20 protein-coding genes and 1 pseudogene are annotated in these 21,456 nt (G+C 60.1%); 17 read left to right on the forward strand and 4 right to left on the reverse strand.

Annotated elements, in window-relative coordinates:
* Positions 1–142: 142 nt before the first annotated feature.
* Complete coding sequence (locus PCPL58_RS13215; protein WP_065351046.1) at positions 143–1,033, reverse strand: LysR family transcriptional regulator; 891 nt, start codon at positions 1,031–1,033, stop codon at positions 143–145.
* A 103-nt stretch (positions 1,034–1,136) separates the two neighbouring features.
* On the opposite strand from PCPL58_RS13215, the gene PCPL58_RS13220 reads away from it, so the two are divergent.
* Positions 1,137–1,676, forward strand: a complete 540-nt coding sequence (locus PCPL58_RS13220; protein WP_003371825.1) for a GNAT family N-acetyltransferase — start codon at positions 1,137–1,139, stop codon at positions 1,674–1,676.
* A gap of 113 nt (positions 1,677–1,789) precedes the next feature.
* Entirely contained in the window at positions 1,790–2,434 is a 645-nt protein-coding gene (locus PCPL58_RS13225) for a TetR/AcrR family transcriptional regulator (protein WP_065349585.1), read from the forward strand.
* Between the two features lie 38 nt (positions 2,435–2,472).
* On the opposite strand, the pseudogene PCPL58_RS13230 reads toward PCPL58_RS13225, so the two are convergent.
* Positions 2,473–5,212 (reverse strand): annotated as a pseudogene (locus PCPL58_RS13230) (beta-glucosidase).
* Between the two features lie 497 nt (positions 5,213–5,709).
* Here PCPL58_RS13230 and PCPL58_RS13235 point away from each other — a divergent pair.
* The 13 genes from PCPL58_RS13235 (at position 5,710) to PCPL58_RS13295 (ending at position 16,902) form a co-directional block, all read left to right on the forward strand.
* Positions 5,710–5,937, forward strand: a complete 228-nt coding sequence (locus PCPL58_RS13235) for a hypothetical protein (RefSeq protein WP_003435985.1) — start codon at positions 5,710–5,712, stop codon at positions 5,935–5,937.
* Between the two features lie 83 nt (positions 5,938–6,020).
* Positions 6,021–7,745, forward strand: a complete 1,725-nt coding sequence (gene gspE, locus PCPL58_RS13240; protein ID WP_065349586.1) for a type II secretion system ATPase GspE — start codon at positions 6,021–6,023, stop codon at positions 7,743–7,745.
* On the forward strand, positions 7,742–8,944 hold the full coding sequence (gene gspF / locus PCPL58_RS13245; protein WP_003371834.1) for a type II secretion system inner membrane protein GspF: 1,203 nt from the start codon (positions 7,742–7,744) through the stop codon (positions 8,942–8,944). Before gspE ends, gspF begins: the two co-directional genes overlap by 4 nt.
* Positions 8,945–8,969: 25 nt before the next feature.
* A complete protein-coding gene (gspG, locus tag PCPL58_RS13250) occupies positions 8,970–9,401 on the forward strand; it encodes a type II secretion system major pseudopilin GspG (protein ID WP_003317918.1) in 432 nt (143 codons plus the stop codon).
* An 8-nt stretch (positions 9,402–9,409) separates the two neighbouring features.
* A complete protein-coding gene (locus PCPL58_RS13255; protein WP_072366198.1) occupies positions 9,410–9,844 on the forward strand; it encodes a prepilin-type N-terminal cleavage/methylation domain-containing protein in 435 nt (144 codons plus the stop codon).
* A complete protein-coding gene (locus PCPL58_RS13260; RefSeq protein WP_003343408.1) occupies positions 9,844–10,215 on the forward strand; it encodes a type II secretion system protein in 372 nt (123 codons plus the stop codon). Before PCPL58_RS13255 ends, PCPL58_RS13260 begins: the two co-directional genes overlap by 1 nt.
* Positions 10,212–10,844 carry a prepilin-type N-terminal cleavage/methylation domain-containing protein gene (locus tag PCPL58_RS13265; protein ID WP_003371841.1) on the forward strand — a complete coding sequence of 211 codons (633 nt, stop codon included), beginning with the start codon at positions 10,212–10,214 and terminating at the stop codon, positions 10,842–10,844. Before PCPL58_RS13260 ends, PCPL58_RS13265 begins: the two co-directional genes overlap by 4 nt.
* Positions 10,841–11,575 (forward strand): general secretion pathway protein GspK, encoded by a 735-nt coding sequence (locus PCPL58_RS13270; protein ID WP_065349587.1) that lies wholly within the window; start codon positions 10,841–10,843, stop codon positions 11,573–11,575. The genes PCPL58_RS13265 and PCPL58_RS13270 overlap by 4 nt, the downstream gene beginning before the upstream one ends.
* Positions 11,572–12,666 carry a type II secretion system protein GspL gene (locus PCPL58_RS13275; protein ID WP_017278748.1) on the forward strand — a complete coding sequence of 365 codons (1,095 nt, stop codon included), beginning with the start codon at positions 11,572–11,574 and terminating at the stop codon, positions 12,664–12,666. Before PCPL58_RS13270 ends, PCPL58_RS13275 begins: the two co-directional genes overlap by 4 nt.
* Positions 12,641–13,252, forward strand: coding sequence for a type II secretion system protein GspM (gene gspM, locus PCPL58_RS13280; protein WP_003435978.1), 612 nt, complete (start codon positions 12,641–12,643; stop codon positions 13,250–13,252). Before PCPL58_RS13275 ends, gspM begins: the two co-directional genes overlap by 26 nt.
* Complete coding sequence (locus PCPL58_RS13285; RefSeq protein WP_065349588.1) at positions 13,249–13,779, forward strand: type II secretion system protein N; 531 nt, start codon at positions 13,249–13,251, stop codon at positions 13,777–13,779. The genes gspM and PCPL58_RS13285 overlap by 4 nt, the downstream gene beginning before the upstream one ends.
* Entirely contained in the window at positions 13,779–16,106 is a 2,328-nt protein-coding gene (gene gspD / locus PCPL58_RS13290) for a type II secretion system secretin GspD (RefSeq protein ID WP_065349589.1), read from the forward strand. The genes PCPL58_RS13285 and gspD overlap by 1 nt, the downstream gene beginning before the upstream one ends.
* Before the next feature lie 73 nt (positions 16,107–16,179).
* The gene (locus PCPL58_RS13295) at positions 16,180–16,902 is read left to right on the forward strand and encodes an alpha/beta hydrolase (RefSeq protein WP_065351047.1); all 723 of its coding nucleotides are present in this window, start codon (positions 16,180–16,182) and stop codon (positions 16,900–16,902) included.
* Positions 16,903–16,948: 46 nt separating this feature from the next.
* Here PCPL58_RS13295 and PCPL58_RS13300 read toward each other — a convergent pair whose 3' ends face one another.
* Positions 16,949–17,695, reverse strand: a complete 747-nt coding sequence (locus tag PCPL58_RS13300) for a hypothetical protein (RefSeq protein WP_003435958.1) — start codon at positions 17,693–17,695, stop codon at positions 16,949–16,951.
* A gap of 216 nt (positions 17,696–17,911) precedes the next feature.
* Entirely contained in the window at positions 17,912–19,108 is a 1,197-nt protein-coding gene (locus PCPL58_RS13305; protein ID WP_065349590.1) for an MFS transporter, read from the reverse strand.
* 262 nt (positions 19,109–19,370) lie between these two features.
* Between PCPL58_RS13305 and PCPL58_RS13310 the strand changes: the two genes are divergently transcribed.
* Positions 19,371–20,102 (forward strand): GntR family transcriptional regulator, encoded by a 732-nt coding sequence (locus tag PCPL58_RS13310; RefSeq protein ID WP_065349591.1) that lies wholly within the window; start codon positions 19,371–19,373, stop codon positions 20,100–20,102.
* A 49-nt stretch (positions 20,103–20,151) separates the two neighbouring features.
* The gene (locus PCPL58_RS13315) at positions 20,152–21,438 is read left to right on the forward strand and encodes an MFS transporter (RefSeq protein WP_065349592.1); all 1,287 of its coding nucleotides are present in this window, start codon (positions 20,152–20,154) and stop codon (positions 21,436–21,438) included.
* The last annotated feature ends 18 nt before the right edge of the window (positions 21,439–21,456 follow it).

Genomic DNA, 21,456 nt, shown 5'->3' on the forward strand with positions numbered 1-21,456 from the left:
GCCATCATTTTTTCAGTTATCAGTGGGCAGTCATCGTACAACCTGATTCGCTGCCTGTGCAACTGTCGACCTTATTTGCCAGGCCGAGTGCCTTTACCTTTTACAGTGCATGAGCGCAGTCAGGTCCTATCGTGGCGCGCGTTCATGACCTTTTAAGGTCTTGCAATGCATCCAGCACCTGACGCAGGGCCTTGCTGACCGGTTTGTCCTGGCGCAAGGCAATTCCCAATGTGCGACTCAGCGCTGTGGCCAGGGGCAGCATTTGCAAGCCGCGGCGATGGTGCAGCGCAGCAACGGCCATCCGCGGCACGATGCTGTAGCCCAGGCCTGCAGCGACCATTTCCTTGATCGCCTCGATGCTGCCCAGTTCCATGACCGGTTTTACCCGAATCCCGGCGTGCAGGAACCATTCATCGATCAGCAGGCGCGTGCTGCTGCCTGCTTCGAATACGACCAGTGGCTGTGCGCTGAGGCGCTCCGGGGTCATGTGTGCCGGCATCGGTCGCTGGCTGCTGGCGAAAATCGCCACGAACTCATCTTCGAGCAGCGGTGTGATGTGCAGGCTGCGTCCGGAGGCGGGCAGGGTGACCAGTGCCAGGTCCAGAAGGTTTTCTTCGACCGCCTTGAGGATGCCGTCGGTGTTGCTGGTGCTGACGCGCACATCCAGTTCGGGGAAGCGCCGACGCAGCGCCTGCAACATGGGCGGCAGCAGATGGATGCAGGCTGTTGCGCCGGTGCCGATGGCGACTTTCCCGGCAATGCCGCTGGCATGGCTGGACAGCGCCTGCAGGGCGTCTTCGACCACGGCATCGATGCGCGCGATATGCTCCAGCAGTACATTGCCTGCGGAGGTGGGTTTGAGGCGTTTGCCGACCCGTTCTATCAGTTGCAGCTTCAGTTGATCTTCCAGTTGTCGCACGTGCAGGCTGACCGCTGGCTGGGTCAGGTGCAAACGCTCTGCCGCCGCGGAAAAACTGCCATGGGCGATGACCAGCGAAAACGTGTGCAGGTGATTGAGGTTCAGCCGACGCATGACAAAGTATTTCTTATACTGTGGATGATAAATCATAGCTTTTTTAATGCTGTGACGGGCTGCATCATTACGGCCTTCACAGACATTCGTACAGAGCCTGGACATGACTTCAACCCTTGACCTGCGTGACGCCCGCGACGATGACATGCCCGCCGTGCAGGCGATTTACGCTGACCACGTGCTGCACGGGATTTCCAGCTTCGAGCTGGAGCCGCCCGATCTGGCCGAATTGCTGCAGCGTCGTCGCATGGTCCTCGCCAAAGGCTTGCCGTATCTGGTCGCCGAGCGCGCCGGAGAAATTGTCGGCTATGGCTATGTCACGCCGTATCGACCTCGCCCAGGCTACCGCTTTACCGTGGAGGATTCGGTGTACGTGCGCGACGGACTTGGCGGTCAGGGGATCGGCCAGGCGTTGTTGAGCGCCCTGGTGCAGCACTGTGAAGCGGGCGGCTGGCGGCAGATGATTGCGGTTATCGGCAATAGCCAGAATATCGCTTCGTTGCGCCTGCATGAGCGTCTTGGCTTTCGCCGGGTCGGCGTGTTCGAATCGGTCGGTTTCAAGCATGGCCGTTGGGTAGACACGGTACTGATGCAGCGCATGCTGGGCGAGGGCTGGGCCAGTGTTCCGGTGGAGCGCACCTGACCCTGCCATGGCTCTGCTGTACAAAATTAAATTGTCGAACAATCTGGCTCAATAGCGTTGCCAGCGCTTGCCTGAATCGTTAGGGTACGCGGCTGTTCAAGAAGGAGCCTGATATGACTCGGCATGACCCCACGGAAACGGGCACGGCAGTCACTCGACAGCGACGCGCGCCAAAGGGCGAGAAGCGCCGCGAAGAACTGCTCGATGCGGCCCTGCAAGTGTTTTCCCTTGAAGGCTACACCGGCGCTTCAGTGGCCAAGGTGGCAGCCATCGTCGGTATTTCCGTCGCCGGACTGCTGCACCATTTTCCGAGCAAGATCTCGCTGCTGATGGGCGTGTTGGAGCGACGCGATGAGGTCAACGGCCGAATTGCTGCTGAAGTCCGCACCGATAACACCCTGACCGGTCTGCTCGGCGGCTTGCGCGCGATCAACCGCTCCAACGCTACGGCGCCCGGCGTGGTACGTGCGTTTTCGATCCTCAATGCGGAAAGTCTGCTGGAAAACCAGCCTGCCTTTGAATGGTTTCAGACGCGCTACAAGCGCATTCACGCGCACTTGCTGGGACAGTTTTCGGCCTTGGTGGAACGCGGGGAGGTACGTGCGGATGTGGATCTGGATAAGATCATCCGCCAGATTCTGGCGATGATGGATGGTTTGCAGATTCAGTGGTTACGCTTTCCCGATCAGGTGGACCTGGTCGAGTGTTTCGATACCTACATTGCGCAGGTCGATGCAGCGGTAAGGGCTCGTCCCTGAGCCTTTATTTGTCCGTTTACCCTTCAGTCAGCTAATGCTTACTCGACGGTCTGCTTGAATACACCGCCGGTCTTGACCGGTGGTTTCTCGACCAGAACCGAGTTCAGAGCGGAGCGTGGCAGCGGGTTGCTGGTGGTGGTCGACAGTTCCTGACGGAACGAGTTGACCAGCTTGGCGTTCAGGCGGATGTCCTGCGACGACGAACCGAGCGAGATGTTGAAGGTGTCGGCATCGACCACCCACTGCTTGCTCTTCTCGTCAAAGTAGGCCAGCGAGCGGTCATTCAACTCGATGGTCACACGCTTGCTTTCACCCGGCTTGAGGAACACCTTCTTGTAGCCTTTGAGTTCCTTGATCGGACGCTCGACTTTCGGGTTCTGCTGGCCAACGTACAGCTGAGCGACTTCCGAACCACCGACCTTGCCAGTGTTGCTCAGGTCGAAGGACACCTTGATCGGCGTATTGCCGACCGCGACACCTGGCGTGACCTTGATGTTGCTGTAGCCGAACGTGGTGTACGACAGACCGTAGCCGAACGGGTAGAGCGGCTTGATGCCTTTCTTCTCGTATCCGCGATAACCCAGCAGCAGGTCATCCTTGTAATCCATTTCGGTCAGAGTGTTCTGATTGTCGAATTTCGGGAAGGAAGCGTAAGCCGGGTTGTCTTCGGTGTTGCGTTCGATACTGATCGGCAACTTGCCCGACGGGTTGACCTTGCCGAACAGGATCTCGGCCAGGGCCTGACCACCGTTCTGACCTGGGTAGAAAGCGTGCAGCGCTGCTGGAACCTGTTCGATCCAGTCGCTCATCTTCAGACCCGTACCGCCATACATGGTCACCACGGTATTGGGGTTGACCTTGGCGATGTTCTGGATCAGCTCGTTCTGGAACTCAGGCAGATCGAAGCTGTGGTCGAAACCTTCACCTTCGTATTCGTTGCTGTTACCCACGGCAACCACGACGGCGTCATAACCGGACAGGTCCTGAGGAGCGTTCAGCGAAGCGGAGCTCAACTGCACACCTACCAGGCCGCCCATGGTCGACAGGTAGCCGGCACGACGCGAGTACTCGAGCTTCACGTCGTAAGACTTGCCTGCTTCCAGATTGATCTTGGCGAACTCTGGAATGGTTGGCGGAATGCTGTTGCCCGGAAGCGGCTTGCCGTCACCGTTGTCGATGATTTTCTTGCCGTTGACCCACAGACGCACGGCGCCGTCGGCACGCACCTTGAACACCTGCTCGCCGCTCTGGGTCGGGGTGACCTTGCCGGTGTAGCGAATCGATGTCGACGATGTATCGCCGTTCAGTTCGCCAGCAGTCGAACCTTTGCTGGTGTACGGATCGGACGTCGACGTGTTGCTTTCGAACGGCAGGTTTTTGTCGTTGGCCCAGTCCAGGTCAACATGCTTCTCGGTGCGGGTGACCGCTGCATCACCAGACCAGTTGGTGTTGCTGAAGTACTCGACCTTCATGCCCTGAACTTCATTGCCCGTTGCGTCGGTGGTGGTCCAGGCACTGGTGCTTGGGTCCAGCGACAGGCCTTCGATGAAGTCGACCTTGGCGTTAGGCGCGATTTGTTGCAGGCCGCTCAATTCGCTGACGTAATGGCTGGCCATAACGTTGGCGCTGCCGAAACCGGTTGGTGGCGAGTACTTGGCCAGGGTGCCGACAACGGCGATTTTCTTGACTTTCTGCTTGTCCAGCGGCAGCAGATTGTCCTGGTTTTTCAGCAGGACGATACCTTCACGCGCAGCGTTCAGAGCAACCTTGTTGCTGGTCGAGCTGTTCATGTTGTGCGTGGTCAGCGGCGTCTTGCTGTCGAACTTGTACAGGTAGATCTGCTTGAGGATGCGGCGGACCTTGTCGTCGATGGTCGCAGCGCTCAGGTCGCCGGCGTCCAGATGCGGCTTCAGCACGGAGCTGGTCATCTGGTAGCCCATCATGTCCAGATCGGTACCGGCGCGGGCAGCGTTGAAACCGTGAACGACAGCGTTGTAGTCGCTCTGTACGAAGCCTTTGAAGCCCCATTCCTTCTTCAGGATCTGGGCGATCAGGTGGTCGCTTTCGCAGGCGAAATCACCGTTCACCTTCTGGAAGGCACACATCATCATCGCCACATTGCCGTTTTTCGACGACGATTCGAACGCAGGCAGCGACATTTCGCGCAGAACGCGCTCTGGCATTGTCTGGTTCAGATTGAAGCGGTTGCTTTCCTGATCGTTGGCCGCGTAGTGCTGCGTTGGCCCATACACCACGAGACTGGATACCGTTGATGACGCCTGGTGCCAGGCTGGCGCCGAGGAACGGGTCTTCACCGGAGAGGTATTCGAACGCACGGCCGCCGTACGGAATGCGATACAAATTGACGCCGGGACCAGTGATGAACTGGTAGCCGCCGACGGCAGTGTCATAACCCAGCGCGCGGCCGAGGTCGATGGCACGACGTGGGTTGAAGGTGGCGGCCAGGTTAGGACCGGACGGGTAAACAACACCCTGATCGTTGCCTTCGCTGGTGTAGCGCACGCCGACACCGCCGTCAGCGCCGTGGATCTGCGGAATGCCGTAGTTGGTCAGCGGCTTGACGTCCCAGCCGCCGGTGCCGCCGATGTAGGCCAGCTTTTCTTCGATGGTCATTTTGGCCAGGGTTTTCTGTGCGGCTTTTTCGGCGCGATCTTCACGCCCTTGTTGCACGGTAGGGTCAGCGGCGTGCACCTGGGATACTGCCAATGCCAGCAAGGCCAGCGCCGAGTGCGCGCCTATCATCTTTCGCTTGTTCATATTGCTCTCCAACTGCGTTTCAAATAACGGTCTGCCTGCGCACGTGCGCAGGATCACTGCGTTCTTATTTACCGCTTTCCGCCAACTTTTTCTTTCGGCAACAGTTTCCCGTCGTCGCGTTTATTCCCTGTTGTCAGGGCGCGAGTTAGGACTCCTTAGTTGCCGTATTAGTTTTGTTTGGCGTTTCTTTTTTTACTTGTGGTGCGCTACTAAAGTGACATCACGTAGTGGCGTTTTGAATCTACGAAACGGTACAATTAAGTCTAAAACAAGGCATAAATGTCAAATAAAAGCGTATTTTTCTTCGATTTCGTATTTTTTCTTTACAAATGAGGAACTCTTGTTAAACCTACTGGTCGATGGGTTTAAGATTTTTCAGGACGAAGAAAGACAGCTCGCAAGTTGCGACGTTTGCTGTGCGCTAGTTCTTGCCCGGTTTCTACAACTGCCCCGCTTTTTTTTGCGGGGCTCTTTTTGTTTTTTGAGGAGTTAATACGATGAAGTTTTCCATGATGAGTGCCGGTGTGGTGTTGGGTCTTGCCCTGAGTGGTGCGGTCTTTGCTGACGACGCGACAGACGCAGACGCGACTTCCGGTGCCAGCGACGAGACCGTGATGACCCAGACCCAGGACGCCAAGGCAGCGCAGAAGGCGCAAAACCAGAAGACCGAAACGACAAAAGGTGGTCGCCCGCAGAACGCAACCACTCAAAAGCAGTCAAACTGATCGTTTGAAGCCTTTGAGCGCAGCACTCTCCAGTCGGAGAGTGCTGTAATATGTCCCTCCGAAGTAGCAAAATGCCCTCATTCATGCAGTCAGCTCCCGTCGATGTTTCCAGTCTGCTCATTCCGGATGCCCAGCAGGTCTGTGCCTGGCTGATAGAAAATGCTGGTCTGAAAACGGCCGATCTGGAGCGCGCGCAACGTTTGCAGCAGGAGTCGGAAGGCACTGAGTTGCTCGGGCTGCTGACGCGTCTGGGCCTGGTTTCCGAATTCGAACTGGCCCGCGCGTGGGCGGCATTGCTGCAGGCGCCGTTGTTGCTCGCCGATGCCGTGCCGCCACTGTTGGATCCTCTGCCGCCGCTGACCGAACGCTTCATGCGCCACTATCAAGTCGTGCCAGTCGGCTGGAGCGATCAAGGCCTGCAAGTGCTCAGTGCCAACCCCGGCACGCTGTACCCGTTTCAGGCCATCGCCTATGCCTGCGAGGTGCCCATGCGACTTTCCATCGGCCCGCGCAACGAAGTCGAGACCCTTATCGAACGCTACTACGGCCAGGGCCGCTCGGCGATGGGCACCTTGATCGAAAACCTGGATGAAGAGGGCGGCTCGCTGGAAGACATTGAGCACCTCAAGGACCTGGCTTCCGAAGCGCCGGTCATTCGTCTGGTCAATCTGATCCTGCAACGCGCGGTCGAACAGCGTGCGTCCGACATCCATATCGAGCCCTTCGAGAGCCAGTTGAAGGTGCGCTATCGCATCGACGGTGTCTTGCACGAAGCCGAAGCACCGCCGTCCAGTTCTTCGGCCGCGGTGATTTCCCGGGTGAAGATCATGGCGCGGCTGGACATCGCCGAGCGTCGTCTGCCGCAGGATGGCCGGATCATGCTGCGCATCCAGGGCAAGGAGCTGGACCTGCGGGTATCGACAGTGCCCACCAGCTTTGGCGAATCGGTGGTCATGCGTCTGCTGGACCGGCAGACCATCAACTTCGATTTCCCGAGCCTGGGTTTCGATGGCGAACGGCTGGACGAATTTCTCGACGTGCTGGAGCGTCCGCACGGCATTCTGCTGGTCACCGGGCCGACCGGTTCTGGCAAGACCACCACGCTGTACACCGCGCTGTCACGGCTCAATACGGCCGAGCGCAAGATCATCACCGTTGAGGATCCGGTCGAGTATCAGCTCGAAGGTATCAATCAGATTCAGGTCAAGCCATCCATCGGGCTGGATTTCGCCGGAGCGCTGCGCTCCATTGTGCGTCAGGACCCGGATGTCATCATGATCGGTGAGATGCGCGACCTGGAAACCTGCCGTATTGCCATCCAGTCCTCATTGACCGGTCACCTAGTGCTCTCGACCCTGCACACCAACAGCGCGGCGGCGAGTATTACCCGCTTGCTGGACATGGGCGTCGAAAGCTACCTGATCGCGTCCACGGTCAACGGGATTCTGGCTCAGCGCCTGGTCCGTCGCCTCGATCCTGCAACCCGGGAAGCCTTTGATGCGCCACCGGAGTTGATCGCTGAACACGGGCTGGAGCGCTTCACTGACGAGCGTCCCATCCGTCTGTATCGCCCGCGTGCCGGTGCGCCCGGCGGTGGCTATCGCGGGCGCAGTGCAATCACTGAACTGCTGGTGATGAACGAAGAACTGCGCAGTCTTTTGATGCGCCATGCCGACGCTTCGACGCTGGAACAGGCTGCCCGACGTGGCGGCTTGCGCACATTGCATGAAGAAGGTCTGCGTCAGGCCGTGGCCGGGGTGACTTCGCTGGAAGAAGTGCTGCGCGTCACCCGTGGTGAAGGCACATGAGTCTGTTCAAGTACCGAGCGCTGGATGCTCAGGGCGCGCCGCAGAATGGCACTCTCGAAGCCCGCGATCAGGATGCCGCCATTGCCGCGTTGCAGAAGCGTGGCCTGATGGTCTTGCAGGTCGATGCCGCCGGTATGGGCGGTTTGCGCCGTGCGCTGGGCAGCGGCTTGCTCAATGGCGCGGCGCTGGTCAGCTTCACCCAGCAGCTCGCAACGCTGCTCGGCGCGGGGCAGCCGTTGGAACGATCGCTTGGAATTCTGCTCAAACAGCCTGGACAACCGCAGACCAAGGCGTTGATCGAGCGCATTCGCGAACAGGTCAAGGCTGGCAAGCCGCTGTCCGTGGCGCTCGAGGAAGAGGGTAGCCAGTTTTCGCCCCTCTATATAAGCATGGTTCGCGCCGGTGAAGCCGGTGGCGCACTGGAAAGCACGCTGCGCCAGTTGAGCGATTACCTGGAGCGTAGCCAGTTGCTGCGTGGCGAAGTGATTAACGCGCTGATCTATCCGGCCTTTCTGGTGGTAGGCGTATTGGGTTCTCTGGCCCTGTTGCTGGCCTATGTCGTGCCGCAATTCGTACCGATCTTCAAGGATCTGGGCGTGCCGATTCCATTGATCACCGAGGTCATTCTCAACCTCGGACAGTTTTTGAGCGACTACGGGCTGGCTGTGCTGGCGGGCCTGATCGCATTGATCTGGGGCATGGCCATTCGCATGCGCGACCCGCAGCGTCGCGAGCGCCGTGACCGCCGATTGCTGGGCATTCGGGTGATCGGTCCTTTATTGCAACGCATCGAGGCAGCACGCCTGACTCGAACCCTCGGTACGCTTTTGACCAATGGCGTGGCGTTGTTGCAGGCGCTGGTGATCGCTCGCCAGGTCTGCACCAATCGTGCCCTGCAAGCGCAGGTCGAGCAGGCGGCCGAATCGGTCAAGGGTGGCGGCACGCTGGCCAGCGCGTTTGGCGCGCAGCCGTTGTTGCCGGATCTGGCGCTGCAAATGATCGAGGTCGGCGAACAGGCAGGCGAACTGGACACCATGCTGATGAAGGTCGCCGATGTGTTCGACGTCGAGGCCAAGCGCGGTATCGACCGCATGCTGGCCGCGCTCGTCCCGGCGCTGACGGTGGTGATGGCGGGCATGGTCGCGGTGATCATGCTGGCCATCATGCTGCCGCTGATGAGTCTGACCAGCAATATCTGAATTCATGAAAGAGGAAACCATTCCGATGACTTTTAGCCGTACACGTTTCAAACCCGCACGTCGACAGGGCGGTTTCACGTTGCTGGAAATGCTCGCCGTTATCGTATTGCTGGGCATCGTTGCAACCATCGTCGTGCGTCAGGTGGGCGGCAACGTCGACAAGGGCAAATACGGCGCAGGCAAGGCTCAGTTGGCCAGCCTGGGCATGAAGATCGAAAGCTACGCGCTGGACGTTGGTTCGCCGCCCAAGACCTTGCAGCAATTGACTGAGAAACCGGGCAATGCGTCGAACTGGAACGGCCCTTATGCCAAGCCTTCGGACCTCAAGGACCCGTTCGGTCATGCATTCGGCTACCGCTTCCCGGGCCAGCACGGCAGCTTCGACCTGATCTTCTACGGCCAGGACGGTCAGCCGGGCGGCGAAGGCTACAGCGCCGACCTGGGCAACTGGGAGTAAAGCTCGGCATGAGAACGCCTGTCGCAAGCCGGGGTTTTACCCTCATGGAAATGCTGGTGGTGCTGGTGTTGATGAGCATCGCCGTCGGTCTGGTGGGTTTCGGTCTGCAACAGGGTTTGAGTACCGCCAGTGAACGGCGCGCGGTCGGTGACATGGTCGAAGCGCTGCGGGCAACCAGAGTGCGTGCAATTGTGACCGGTCAGCCGGCGCGCACCGAGTTCAACCTGCGCAAGGCGACTTTCAAGGCGCCGGGCAAGCGCGAGATGCACTGGCCGGAAAACCTGCGCGTGACCATGCAGACTGCGTCCGACCTTGGCTCCGCCGTGGAGTTCTATCCGGACGGCGGCTCCAGCGGTGGCAACGTGGTGGTCGCTGACGGCGACCGGCGCTGGCGTATTGATATTGGCTGGCTGACCGGCAGCGTCCAGGTCCGGACGCTTTAATGAAAACATCGCAGTCAGGGTTCACCCTGCTGGAAATGCTTGCTGCACTGACCGTCATGGCGGTGTGCAGCGGTGTTCTGCTGGTGGCGTTCGGGCAAAGCGCGCGCTCCTTGCAGCAGGTGTCGCGCAGTGACCGGCTGAGCCATGCGGCACGCACGATAATGGATCAGGAAAGCGCCGGTCCGCTGGAAAACGGTACGCGAAAGGGCGAACTCGCAGGCATCGACTGGACACTGGATATCCGTCAGTTGCCGGGTGCCAATGGTCAGGCGAGGATGTTTCGCCTCGACCTGATGCTCAGTGAACATCAGCGCAAGGCGCAGTTCAGCACGTTTAAATTACGCGGCGCTGTCAGCGGTGCGGGGTCATGATGCGTACCCAGCGTGGCTTCACGCTGCTGGAAGTGCTGCTGGTGATCAGCCTGCTCGGCGTGTTGTTGGTACTGGTTGCTGGGGCGTTGCTGGGCGCCAATCGTGCCGTGCTCAAGGCTGAGCGCTACACCGTTAACCTGGACGAGATCCGCGCCGCGCAAGCGTTTCTGCGCAGCTCGATCGCTCAGGCGCTGCCGTTGGACACGTCTGGTGAGGATGACGTCAACAGCGGTTTTTTTGAAGGCTCGGCGCAGCAGTTGCGGTTTGTCGCAACGCTGCCGGGCGAGCTAGGCGGCGGTATCCAGGTTCACAGCCTGGAGCTCAAGGGGCCGCAAGACCATCGGTCTTTGCAAGTGTCGTTCGCACAGGTTCTGTCCAGTGCGAATGGCATTGCCCTCAAACCCTGGGGCGAGCCTCAGGTATTGCTGCAAAACGTCGAGTCGTTGACGTTCAGTTATCGCGGGCTGACGCCCAAGGGCAAGCCGACCGGCTGGATGGCCGAATGGCCCTGGCCGAATCGATTGCCGGGCGCGGTGCGCATCGATATGCAGACCCATGGCGCGGTGAAATGGGTCTCTGAAGTGGTGGCCTTGCGTCTGGACCTGTCCGGCGGGGCGGGCGGCGAATGAATGTAACCGGCCAATCGCAGCGCGGTGTTGCGCTGCTGGTGGTGCTCTGGGTGCTGGCACTGCTGAGCCTGTTGCTCGGCGGGCTGGCCGGGTGGGTGCAATTGGAGAGCCGGCAGTCGCTCTGGTTACGGCAAAATACCCAGGCGCTGATGGCCGCCGAAGCTGGCATGAATATGGCTGTACAGGGCTTGCTCGATCCTGAACAGCGCAAACGCTGGATTGCCGACGGGCGTGTGGTCTCGTTACGGATGGATGACACGCAACTGTTGGTGAGCATCAGAAGCGAGCGGGGCAAGCTGGACCTCAACAGCGCACCGGTTGCTGATATATCGCGTCTGCTGCAGGCCTGTGGCGCGGCTAAGAATCAGGCCAGCGGTATCGCCCAGGTGCTGGAGTCGCAGCGCAATGGCGGTCAGTCACCGCTGCGGGTGGTAGAGGAAGTTCGCCAGCTGCCGGGCATGAGCCAGGCGCTCTATGCCCGGTTGCTACCGGAAATAACATTATGGAGCGGTCTGGATCGGCCCGACCCGGCATTCGCTTCGGCGTTGCTGCGTCGGGCCTTGAACCTGCCGAACCAGAGCGCGGTCGGGGCCGATCCCGGTGAGGTACTGGCCATCGACACGCGCGCAGAACGACCGGGCGGTGTGACCGCCCTGTTACAGACCACTGTTTTATTGAGCCCATCGGAGGGAGGCGCACAGCCCTGCAGGGTGTTGCGTTGGCAAGAATGAATTCATCAGTTTCTGCACGTCTGGCGCCTGTTTACGCGTTACGCGAACAGGTCGCCCGGCAGTGGCGTGGCAGTCCGGCGCAACACGCCTGGCAGTGGTGGGTGACGGAGCTTCGCGCCTGCCTGCCGCCGCGTGTGCGTCGATGGCTGGGCCGCGAGACCGTGGAGCAGACGCTTGTCTGGCCGTTGGTCGAGCCGCTGCCCGATGCATCGCCTCAGGTGCGGCGGGTGTTGCTGCTGCCGCCGTCGGCTGTGCTGTTGCAGACCTTGCAGCTTCCTGCGGCTGCGGCACGCAATCTGTCGACTGTGGTCGGCTACGAGCTTGACCGTTTCACGCCATTTGACGCTGGGCAGTTGTACTTCGTCGCCCGTCAGGACAGTCGCAGCGCCAGCTTTGTGCAGGTCACGCTGGTGGCAATACTGCGCGAGCGGCTGGACGCGATACTCCGTGAGTGCGCCGAGCGTGGGTTGCGTCCCGACGCTGTCGATGTGGGCACTGATGTGGGCGCTGACAACCTGACTACAGGGCAGCGCATGGGTGTCGATCTGCTGCCGATGCCGTTGCGCCCGCAACAGTCGCGCTCCGGCCATCGCTTGCAGCGCGGGCTGATCTGGCTATGTGCCGGCCTGCTGCTGAGCGCCATGTTGCTGTGGCTGAACGACCGCCAGAGCCTGCTCGATGACATGCAGGCCAGCGTCAAGGCGCAGAAGGCTCAGGTTGGCGAGGTCCAACAACTGCGCCAGCAATTGACCAACACTCTGGGCGCTGCCAACTACCTGTTGCGCCGCAAGGCTGCTCAACCGCCGCTTTCGGCGCTGCTCAGCGAGCTGACCGCCTGCCTGCCTTCGGACACCTGGATCGAGCACCTGGAAATCAGCGACAGTGCCGAGGTGGCCTTTTCAGGGCAGAGCGCCAAGGCCAGTGCGCTGATCGGCCGCGTCAAGGACTGCCGAAGTCTGGATAATGCGCAGTTTCAGGGGGTGATCCAGCCCGACACCAAAACCGGCAAGGATCAGTATTCCCTGCGCGCGCATTTGCACCAGAACCAGCAGCAGGAGAACGCCGATGCGCCGTCCACTGACAAGCCGTGAGCGGCGGGGCGCTGCCCTGATGATTCTGGCTCTGGTGTTGTGCCTGGCTTACTGGTTGCTGATAGACAGCTGGTTCGCCGGTCCACTGCGTGACATCAACGAACAGACCGACCAGCTGCGCGAACAGCAGCAGCGCTACGCTGGCCTTCTGCAGCAGGGTGGCTCGTTGCGTGAGCAACTGGAGCAGGCGCGTCGTGATCCTGCCAGCAGCACCAGCCTCCTGCCGGGCGAAGATCCCAGTGCCGTGGCCGCTGATCTGATGCAACGCATTGCCGACCTGATCAGCAGCCAGGCCAGCACCGGCGGTGGCTGCGAGTTGACCCAGCGCATGCCGATCACCCCGGAGCAGGACAGCGCCGAGCCGTATCGGCAGGTCAAGGTCAGCCTGACCCTGAACTGCGCCATCGAACCATTGACTGCGATCCTGCATGCGCTGGAGTATCAGCGCCCGTTTTTGTTTATTGATGAGATGAGTATGCGTCGCGACGCCAACGCTCCGGCCAGCGGTGCTGCCGGCAAACTGGTGGTGCACCTGCTGGTGCGTGGCTACCTGCAACCGGCCAGTGCCGGCGAGGGCGAGCAATGATCGGTTCACTGCGTCCGCTGGAGTGGGCACTGCTGGCTTTCGCCGCAGTCCTGGCAGCCTTGATCGCATTGGTTGTCAGCGGCGCCGCGCACTCACCGGACTGGCTGCCCGAGCAGGCACCGCGCGACCCGGTCGATCAGAGGGCGCAGGTCCACAGCGCGCCTTCGGCGACACTCTACAGCCTCGCCAATACCTGGAAAACCCCGCTGTTCAGTCCTGATCGCAGCCCTGACGTGGCCGTTCGCAAAGCCGATGCGCAGGCCACCAATCTGGCTGGCCTGACCCTGACCGGGGTAATCATGGACGGCTCGTTGCGCGTGGCATTGCTCAAGCAGGCCAGCGGTCCGGCATTGAAAGTCCGTCAGGGCGATCGCTTGCCCAACGGCTGGACGCTGGACCGTCTGGAGCCCACCCAGGCCACGTTCAAACGTGATGACCGCTCGCAAGTCCTGCGCCTGCCCGCGCTGCGTCTGCCGCCGCCGTCGAATACACCGCCGATTACCTTAACCAACGATTCCACCCTGTGATGGGTACCTTTTCTGGAGTTCCTGCCATCGCTACCTTGCGCACACCCTTGCTTTGCCTGGCCACCGCCGTCGCCCTTGGCGGCTGCGCGTCACAGTCAGACACACTCGATCCCGACAATGGCATGCTGCAGGAAGCGCTCCAGGGAACCGGTTCACAACGCCCGCCGGTAGACCCGCGCAGCGAAAGACCGCCCGTCGAGCCACCTTCCCAGCAGGCGACCAGCTCGCCGCAGCGGCAGATCATCAAAGGCAACCAGCGTTTCATCCGGCAGCCCGCCGCAGCTCCGGCAGCGCGTCAGGCCGAGACCGGTGACATCGTCTTCAACTTCACCAACCAGCCGATTCAGGCGGTGATCAACAGCATCATGGGCGATCTGCTGCACGAGAACTACAGCATTGCCCAAGGTGTTAAAGGCGATGTGAGCTTCTCGACGTCCAAGCCGGTCAACAAACAGCAGGCACTGTCGATTCTCGAGACACTGCTGTCCTGGACCGACAACGCGATGATCAAGCAGGGCAACCGCTATGTGATTCTGCCGTCCAATCAGGCGGTGGCGGGCAAGCTGGTCCCGGAAATGCGCGTCGCGCAACCTTCGGCAGGCATGTCGGCGCGGCTGTTTCCGCTGCGCTACATCTCGGCGACGGAAATGCAGAAGCTGCTCAAGCCGTTCGCCCGGGAAAACGCCTTCCTGCTGGTCGATCCGGCGCGCAACGTACTCAGCCTGGCGGGTACGCCGGAAGAGCTGGCCAACTATCAGGGCACCATCGACACCTTCGATGTGGACTGGCTCAAAGGCATGTCGGTCGGTGTCTTCGGCCTGCAACGCGCCTCGGTCGGCGAGCTTATGCCTGAGCTGCAGAAAATGTTCGGCCCGGAAAGCGGTATGCCGCTGGCGGGCATGGTGCGTTTCCTGCCGATCGAGCGGACCAACTCGGTGGTGGCGATTTCCTCGCAGCCTGAATACCTGCACGAGGTCGGCGAGTGGATTCACACCATCGATGAAGGTGGTGGCAACGAGCCGCAGATGTATGTGTATGACGTGCGCAACATGAAGGCCACTGATCTGGCCAAATACCTGCGGCAGATCTACGGTACGGGTGCCATCAAGGAAGACGCTGCGGCCAAGGTTGCACCGGGCCTGCGCACCACCACCTTGTCATCGCTCAACTCCAGTGGCGGCAGCGGTGTCGGCGGCATGAGCAGCTCCAACGGCCTGGGCAGCACTGGCAGCGGCCTGAGCAATGGCGGAGGTTTTGGCAACAGTCAGGGCATGAACAACAGCCAGACCAATAGCGACAGCGAATCGGAAGGCGACGATCAGAGCGGCGGCGATTCGGATTCGGCCAGTCAGGACGGCAGCGGGTCTGGCGGCAACAACAAGTCTCTGGACGCCAGCACGCGCATCACTGCGCAGAAGAGCAGCAACCAGTTGCTGGTGCGCACCCGTCCGGCGCAGTGGAAGGAGATCGAGTCGGCCATCAAACGCCTCGATAATCCGCCGCTGCAAGTGCAGATCGAAACGCGCATTCTGGAAGTTCAGCTCACGGGCGAGCTGGACATGGGTGTGCAGTGGTACCTGGGGCGTCTGGCGGGCAACTCGGGTACGACCGGCAACGTGACCAACACTTCAGGCAGTCAGGGGGCGATTGGTACTGGCGGGGCTGCGCTGGCCTCCACTGACGCGTTCTTCTATTCCTTCGTCAGCAACAATCTGCAAGTCGCCTTGCGGGCGCTGGAAACCAATGGCCGCACCCAGGTTCTGTCGGCACCTTCGCTGGTGGTGATGAACAACCAGCAGGCGCAGATTCAGGTCGGCGACAACATTCCGATCAGCCAGACCTCGATCAACACCAACACCTCCACCGACACCACATTGAGCAGCGTCGAATATGTGCAGACCGGTGTGATTCTCGATGTCGTGCCACGCATCAATCCGGGCGGCCTGGTGTACATGGACATTCAGCAGCAGGTCAGCAGTGCCGACACCAATGCCAACAACAACGATGCCAACGGCAATCCGCGTATTTCCACCCGTTCGGTGGCCACGCAAGTGGCCGCGCAGAGTGGTCAGACCGTGCTGCTGGGCGGTTTGATCAAACAGGATAACGCCGAGTCGGTCAGCGCCATACCTTATCTGGGACGCATCCCGGGTTTGAGATGGCTGTTCGGCAACACCAGCAAGTCCAAGGACCGTACCGAACTGATCGTGCTGATCACGCCGCGAGTCATCACCAGCAGCAGCCAGGCACGTCAGGTGACGGATGATTACCGTCAGCAGATGCAGTTGATCAAGCCGGAAGTTTCGCGGACCAGCATGCAGAACTGACGCTGTGCTGGCTTCCGCCACCACGCCCACTCACGACGCTGCCCGTTGGCAGCGTCAAACAGAGGTCATGAACATGCTGAAATTCTTCGCTGCCTTGCTGTTCGCCTTTACCGCAATGGCACAGGCGCAGGACACCTTGCACACCGATCTGCCACTGGATTACCTGGCGCAGACCAATGTCGACAAGCCCGACCAGCCGCTGGTGATTTTCATCCACGGTTACGGCAGCAATGCGGCCGACCTGTTCGGGCTCAAGGAAGAGCTTCCGGCCGACTACAACTACGTGTCGGTACAGGCGCCGATGGAGTTGCGCGCTGACAGCTACAAATGGTTCACCCAGAAGCCCGGCGTCGCGGATTACGACGGTGTGACTGAAGACCTGAAAAGCAGCGGTACCCGGTTGGCTGCGTTCATCGGCAAAGCCACTGAGAAGTTTCATACCCAGCCAGGCAAGGTCTTCCTGATCGGTTTCAGCCAGGGCGCCATGATGAGTTACGAAGTCGCGCTGCGACAGCCAAAACTGGTCGGCGGTTTTGCAGCATTGAGCGGGCGGCTGCTGCCGGTCGTGAAGTCCGAGGTCAAAGCCTCCGACGACCTCAAGGCTCTGAGCGTATTCATCGGCCACGGCACGCAGGATCGCCAGGTGGCCTATGCCAGCGCACCGCAAGCCGAAGCGACGTTGAAATCGCTCGGCCTGACGCCGCAGTTCCATGCCTATGACGGCATGGGGCACAGCATCAACGAGGCTGAAGTGATGGATCTGGCGGCTTGGTTGAAACAGTCAAACCGCCAGTGAATACGTGCGTCGTCCGAGGGGGGTGCGACGCGAGATCCTCGGTTACCTAGTTGACCTTGACCTCTTTGAACTTGAGCACGTTTTCCTTGCTCTCGCGGTCGCGAAAGGTCAGTTTCAAGGCCGGTGATTTCTTCAGTCGACCCTTGGTCGCCTCAAATATCAACGTGACTCTGGTTGGCACGTTACGGATCAGCTGGAAGCTGTCCCAGCGATCATACTTCGCATCGCCAACATGCATTTGTGTCAGGCCCAGCGCGCCACCGGTTTCTTCAAACAGGCTGACAGGGTTCAGAAAGCGAAAGTCGCGATCGGCGCTTTTATTGATCAGCTCAAGCGTGCAGGTAGGCGACTGACCATTCTGATCACAGTCGAGCAGCTCAATACTCAGATTGTCGACGGTCTCGGACCGCTTGCCGAACATGTTGGCGTTGTCATTCTCGGTAAACAGTTTCTGACTGCGGGCGAACTCCACCGAAGGTTTTGCGTATTCGCCGCCCAGCTTGAAGAACACCGCGCAGAGAAACAGTGACAGCGCCATCCACACGCCAAGCTTCAGTAACGAGGGGAGCTTTCTGGCGAGGATGGCGATACCCAGCCCGCTGAACAGCATGACTGTGCTGACGATGATGATCAGTGTCTTCCAGTTGATGAAGTCGACACTGAGGCCAAGAATGGTCGGGTCCGGAAACAGGTAGGTGAAGATGCTCCAGATGACCCCGATCATCCAGACTATGCCTGCCGATATTTTGACCAGAATCGCGGAAATCTTGCTTGTTCGTGGTGCTGCGTCCATTGCTGTTTTTGCCTTGTTCGGGTTGCGCGAATGCATGCCGATACGCTTGAGCAGCGGTATCGACGGGTGGGAGCCTTGGGATGAGGCGTGTGTTCAATCGCGCAGATCCAGAGGTGCCGGATACGCGAGCCTTTAGGTGCGAGAGAGATCCAGAAGGGCGATGGGCTATGCCATCGCCGCGGCATTATCCTGCAATTCAGTTACAAAGTGCAGGGTTTACACATTCTGCCTGGATCGATCCCTGAACAGCGCGAGCAATGCAATCAGCGGCAGCGCCGTGCCTGCGATCAGCACCCAGGTCCAGCCACCGTGATCAAACAGCGGGCTGGCGACTGCCGAGCCAATGGCGCCACCGATAAAAATACTGGTCATGTACAGCGCGTTGAGCCGGCTGCGGCTGGCGGCATCCAGCGCGTAGACCGTGCGCTGACCCAGGACCATGCTGGTCTGTACGCAGAAATCCAGCACTACGCCGGTTATGGCCAGGCCAATCACGCTGTAAGCAGGGTGGACCAGGCCTGGAAGAAAGCTGAGTGCGCCGAACAGCAGTGCGCCCAGTGAGGCGATGCGGGTGTAGCCGGCGTCTGCCAGACGGCCGCTGATCGGTGCCGCGATGGCACCGATCGCGCCGATCAGGGCAAAAATCGCGATCTGGCTTTGTGACAGCCCGTGATTGCGCGACAGCTCCAGCGGCACGGCGGTCCAGAACAGGCTGAAAGTCGCGAACATGCAGGCCTGATAAAAGGCACGCTGGCGCAGCACCGGCTGGGTACGAAGAAGAGTCCATAGCGAGAACAGCAATTGTCCGTAGGACGCACGATGATCCGGAAGGCGTTTTGGCATGGTGGTCGCCAGTACCACGCTGATGCCGATCATCACCACGGCCGCCGAGCCGAACACCGCCCGCCAGCCGAAATGGTCAGCCACCAAACTGGCAATCGGCCGCGCCAACAGAATCCCCAACAGCAGTCCGCCCATGATCCCGCCAACGACCCGCCCACGCGACTCCTCCGGAGCCAGATGCGCCGCCAGCGGAATGAGCATCTGCACCGACACCGAACTGAAGCCCACCAGCAGCGAAACCAGCAAAAACACATTCGGCTGCTCGGCGAAAGCGGCACCCAGCAGGCTGAGAATCGCGACGACAGTCGTTACCAGCATCAGCCTGCGGTTCTCCAGCAAATCACCCAGCGGCACCAGAAAAAACAGCCCCAGTGCGTAACCGATCTGCGTCAACGAAACGATCAGACTGGCCGCCGTGCTCGACAGCCCGATGTCCGGGGCAATCAGCTCGATGATCGGCTGGGCGTAGTAGATGTTGGCGACAATTGCGCCGCAGCAGAAGGCAAACAGCATGACCATGGCCGGTGTCATGGTCACAGCGTTATGCGCGGATTGGGACGAGTGGGGCATGAAAATCTCGCTTGAGCAGGGACTGTCAGACACTGGAAACGTGTCTGTCAGACGGTTTTTGATCGATGCAGCGCAGGCTAACGGTTTTGTCGGCGATTAAGTAGGTGCGGCGAGTTGATACAGGATATTTCCGGGAATGATGATCGGCGAAGCACTGCGATGTGTCGGTATAGTCACGCACGCTCGCGGACTATTGACCTTCGCTTGCCACGGATGAATACTCTTTTCAAAAATTCATATAGATGACTGGATGAATAAAATAATGAACAAGCTTTCCAGCGACGCACGTCTACCACTTTACCAACGCCTGCGCGACAGCCTGGCGGAGCAGATTGCCAATAATCGCTGGCGTCCGGGTGAGGCGATTCCTACCGAAGCGGCGTTGTCTGCAGAGTATGGCCTGTCCACCGGTACGGTACGCAAGGCCATTGATCTGCTGGTCAGCGACAACATTCTGGAGCGCCAGCAGGGGCGTGGCACGTTCATTCGTCGTGCGCAGTTTCAGTCTTCGCTGTTTCGTTTTTTCCGTTTTCAAACCGAAGCGGGTGAACGCCGGGTGCCGGAAAGCCGGATTTTGTCCGTCGAGCCTGTGGACGCGCCTTCGTCGGTCGCTCAGGCGCTGGGGATGGGCGCAGGTGCGCCGGTGATTCGTATGGTCCGCTTGCGGTTGCTGGATGGCCAGCCGGTGCTGGCCGAGGAGATCTGGCTGCCACGTGCGCGGTTTCAGGCATTGCTGGAGCTTGACCTCGATACGCAGGGGCCATTGCTTTATCCGATCTACGAAGACGTCTGCGGTCAGGTGGTCGCCTGTGCGCAAGAAAGCCTGACGGCCGAGACGGTCAACGACGTATACGGCCGGTTGCTGCAGATTCCGGTCGGCAGTGCGGTGGTGGTCATCGAACGCCTGGCGCGCAACTACGCCGGTGAGCCTCTGGAGTGGCGCCGCTCGCGAGGGCACGCCAGTCATTTCCGCTACAGCGTGGAAATTCGCTGACAGCGCTGCAGTCTGCCCGAGCCGTTCAACGTCTTTAAGGATAAAAGCCATGTTCAACTGGTATCGCGACGTCACCCCCAAAGAACGCAAGACTTTCTGGGCCTGTTTTGGCGGCTGGTCGCTGGACGCGCTGGAAGTGCAGATGTTCGGTCTGGCCATTCCGGCCCTGATTGCTGCGTTTGCCCTGACCAAGGGCGATGCAGGGCTGATCAGCGCGGTAACACTGGTGACGTCAGCGTTGGGAGGTTGGGTGGGCGGGACGCTGTCCGACCGCTATGGCCGGGTGCGCACGCTGCAGTGGATGATCCTGTGGTTTTCGTTCTTTACCTTTTTGTCTGCGTTCGTGACCGGTTTCAACCAGTTGCTGATCGTCAAGGCACTGCAGGGCTTTGGCATCAGTGGTGAGTGGGCGGCAGGCGCGGTGCTGATGGCCGAGACCATCCAGTCCCGCTACCGCGGCAAGGTCATGGCCACCGTGCAAAGTGCGTGGGCCGTAGGCTGGGGCCTGGCGGTGGTGCTGTTCACCCTGATTTATTCGTTTGTACCGGAGGATATTGCCTGGCGGGTGATGTTCTTCGTCGGCCTGCTGCCGGCCCTGATGATCATCTGGGTGCGACGCAACGTCGAAGAACCGGACAGCTTCCAGCGCATGCAGAAAAGCGCAGCGCCGAAGGGCAATTTCTTCAAGTCGATGGCCGGGATTTTTCGCCCCGAGCTGCTGCGCGTTACCTTGCTCGGCGGTTTGTTGGGGCTTGGTGCGCATGGCGGTTATCACGCGGTCATGACCTGGTTGCCGACCTTTCTCAAAACCGAGCGCAACCTCTCTGTGCTCAGTTCCGGCGGCTATCTGGCGGTCATTATCGTTGCGTTCTGGTGCGGTTGCGTGTGCAGCGGTCTGTTGATCGACCGGATTGGTCGACGCAAGAACATCATACTGTTCGCCTTGTGCTGCGTAGTCACCGTGCAGTGCTACCTGATGCTGCCGTTGAGCAACACGCAGATGCTGTTTCTCGGCTTTCCGCTGGGTTTCTTCGCCGCAGGCATTCCGGCCAGCCTCGGTTCGTTTTTCAACGAGCTGTACCCGGCAGAGGTGCGGGGTGCCGGGGTGGGCTTCTGCTACAACTTCGGGCGCGTGCTGTCGGCGGTGTTTCCGTTTCTGGTGGGGCATATGAGCCAGTCAATGTCGCTCGGCAGCGCCATCGGAATCGACGCTGGCATTGCTTACGGCGTGGCAATGATCGCCGCTTTCTGTCTGCCGGAAACTCGTGGGCGCAACCTTGAGGCCATGCCGCCGATTGCCGAGCCACTGGACAAAGACGCAGCGCAGCAGGCTTGAAAATCCTTTCATTCGCGG

The organism is Pseudomonas cerasi (assembly GCF_900074915.1).
Taxonomy (GTDB): Bacteria; Pseudomonadota; Gammaproteobacteria; order Pseudomonadales; family Pseudomonadaceae; genus Aquipseudomonas; species Aquipseudomonas cerasi.

Bases quoted from the DNA above. Each gene is read 5' to 3' on its own strand.
- PCPL58_RS13270 (WP_065349587.1), top strand. From the start codon at position 10,841: ATGAATGTAACCGGCCAATCGCAGCGCGGTGTTGCGCTGCTGGTGGTG.
- gspM (WP_003435978.1), top strand. From the start codon at position 12,641: ATGCGCCGTCCACTGACAAGCCGTGAGCGGCGGGGCGCTGCCCTGATG.
- PCPL58_RS13295 (WP_065351047.1), top strand. From the start codon at position 16,180: ATGCTGAAATTCTTCGCTGCCTTGCTGTTCGCCTTTACCGCAATGGCA.
- PCPL58_RS13265 (WP_003371841.1), top strand. From the start codon at position 10,212: ATGATGCGTACCCAGCGTGGCTTCACGCTGCTGGAAGTGCTGCTGGTG.
- PCPL58_RS13235 (WP_003435985.1), top strand. From the start codon at position 5,710: ATGAAGTTTTCCATGATGAGTGCCGGTGTGGTGTTGGGTCTTGCCCTG.
- PCPL58_RS13300 (WP_003435958.1), bottom strand. From the start codon at position 17,695: ATGGACGCAGCACCACGAACAAGCAAGATTTCCGCGATTCTGGTCAAA.
- PCPL58_RS13275 (WP_017278748.1), top strand. From the start codon at position 11,572: ATGAATTCATCAGTTTCTGCACGTCTGGCGCCTGTTTACGCGTTACGC.
- PCPL58_RS13285 (WP_065349588.1), top strand. From the start codon at position 13,249: ATGATCGGTTCACTGCGTCCGCTGGAGTGGGCACTGCTGGCTTTCGCC.
- gspE (WP_065349586.1), top strand. From the start codon at position 6,021: ATGCAGTCAGCTCCCGTCGATGTTTCCAGTCTGCTCATTCCGGATGCC.
- PCPL58_RS13310 (WP_065349591.1), top strand. From the start codon at position 19,371: ATGAACAAGCTTTCCAGCGACGCACGTCTACCACTTTACCAACGCCTG.
- PCPL58_RS13215 (WP_065351046.1), bottom strand. From the start codon at position 1,033: ATGCGTCGGCTGAACCTCAATCACCTGCACACGTTTTCGCTGGTCATC.
- gspF (WP_003371834.1), top strand. From the start codon at position 7,742: ATGAGTCTGTTCAAGTACCGAGCGCTGGATGCTCAGGGCGCGCCGCAG.
- PCPL58_RS13220 (WP_003371825.1), top strand. From the start codon at position 1,137: ATGACTTCAACCCTTGACCTGCGTGACGCCCGCGACGATGACATGCCC.
- PCPL58_RS13260 (WP_003343408.1), top strand. From the start codon at position 9,844: ATGAAAACATCGCAGTCAGGGTTCACCCTGCTGGAAATGCTTGCTGCA.
- PCPL58_RS13315 (WP_065349592.1), top strand. From the start codon at position 20,152: ATGTTCAACTGGTATCGCGACGTCACCCCCAAAGAACGCAAGACTTTC.
- PCPL58_RS13225 (WP_065349585.1), top strand. From the start codon at position 1,790: ATGACTCGGCATGACCCCACGGAAACGGGCACGGCAGTCACTCGACAG.
- PCPL58_RS13305 (WP_065349590.1), bottom strand. From the start codon at position 19,108: ATGCCCCACTCGTCCCAATCCGCGCATAACGCTGTGACCATGACACCG.
- gspG (WP_003317918.1), top strand. From the start codon at position 8,970: ATGACTTTTAGCCGTACACGTTTCAAACCCGCACGTCGACAGGGCGGT.
- gspD (WP_065349589.1), top strand. From the start codon at position 13,779: ATGGGTACCTTTTCTGGAGTTCCTGCCATCGCTACCTTGCGCACACCC.
- PCPL58_RS13255 (WP_072366198.1), top strand. From the start codon at position 9,410: ATGAGAACGCCTGTCGCAAGCCGGGGTTTTACCCTCATGGAAATGCTG.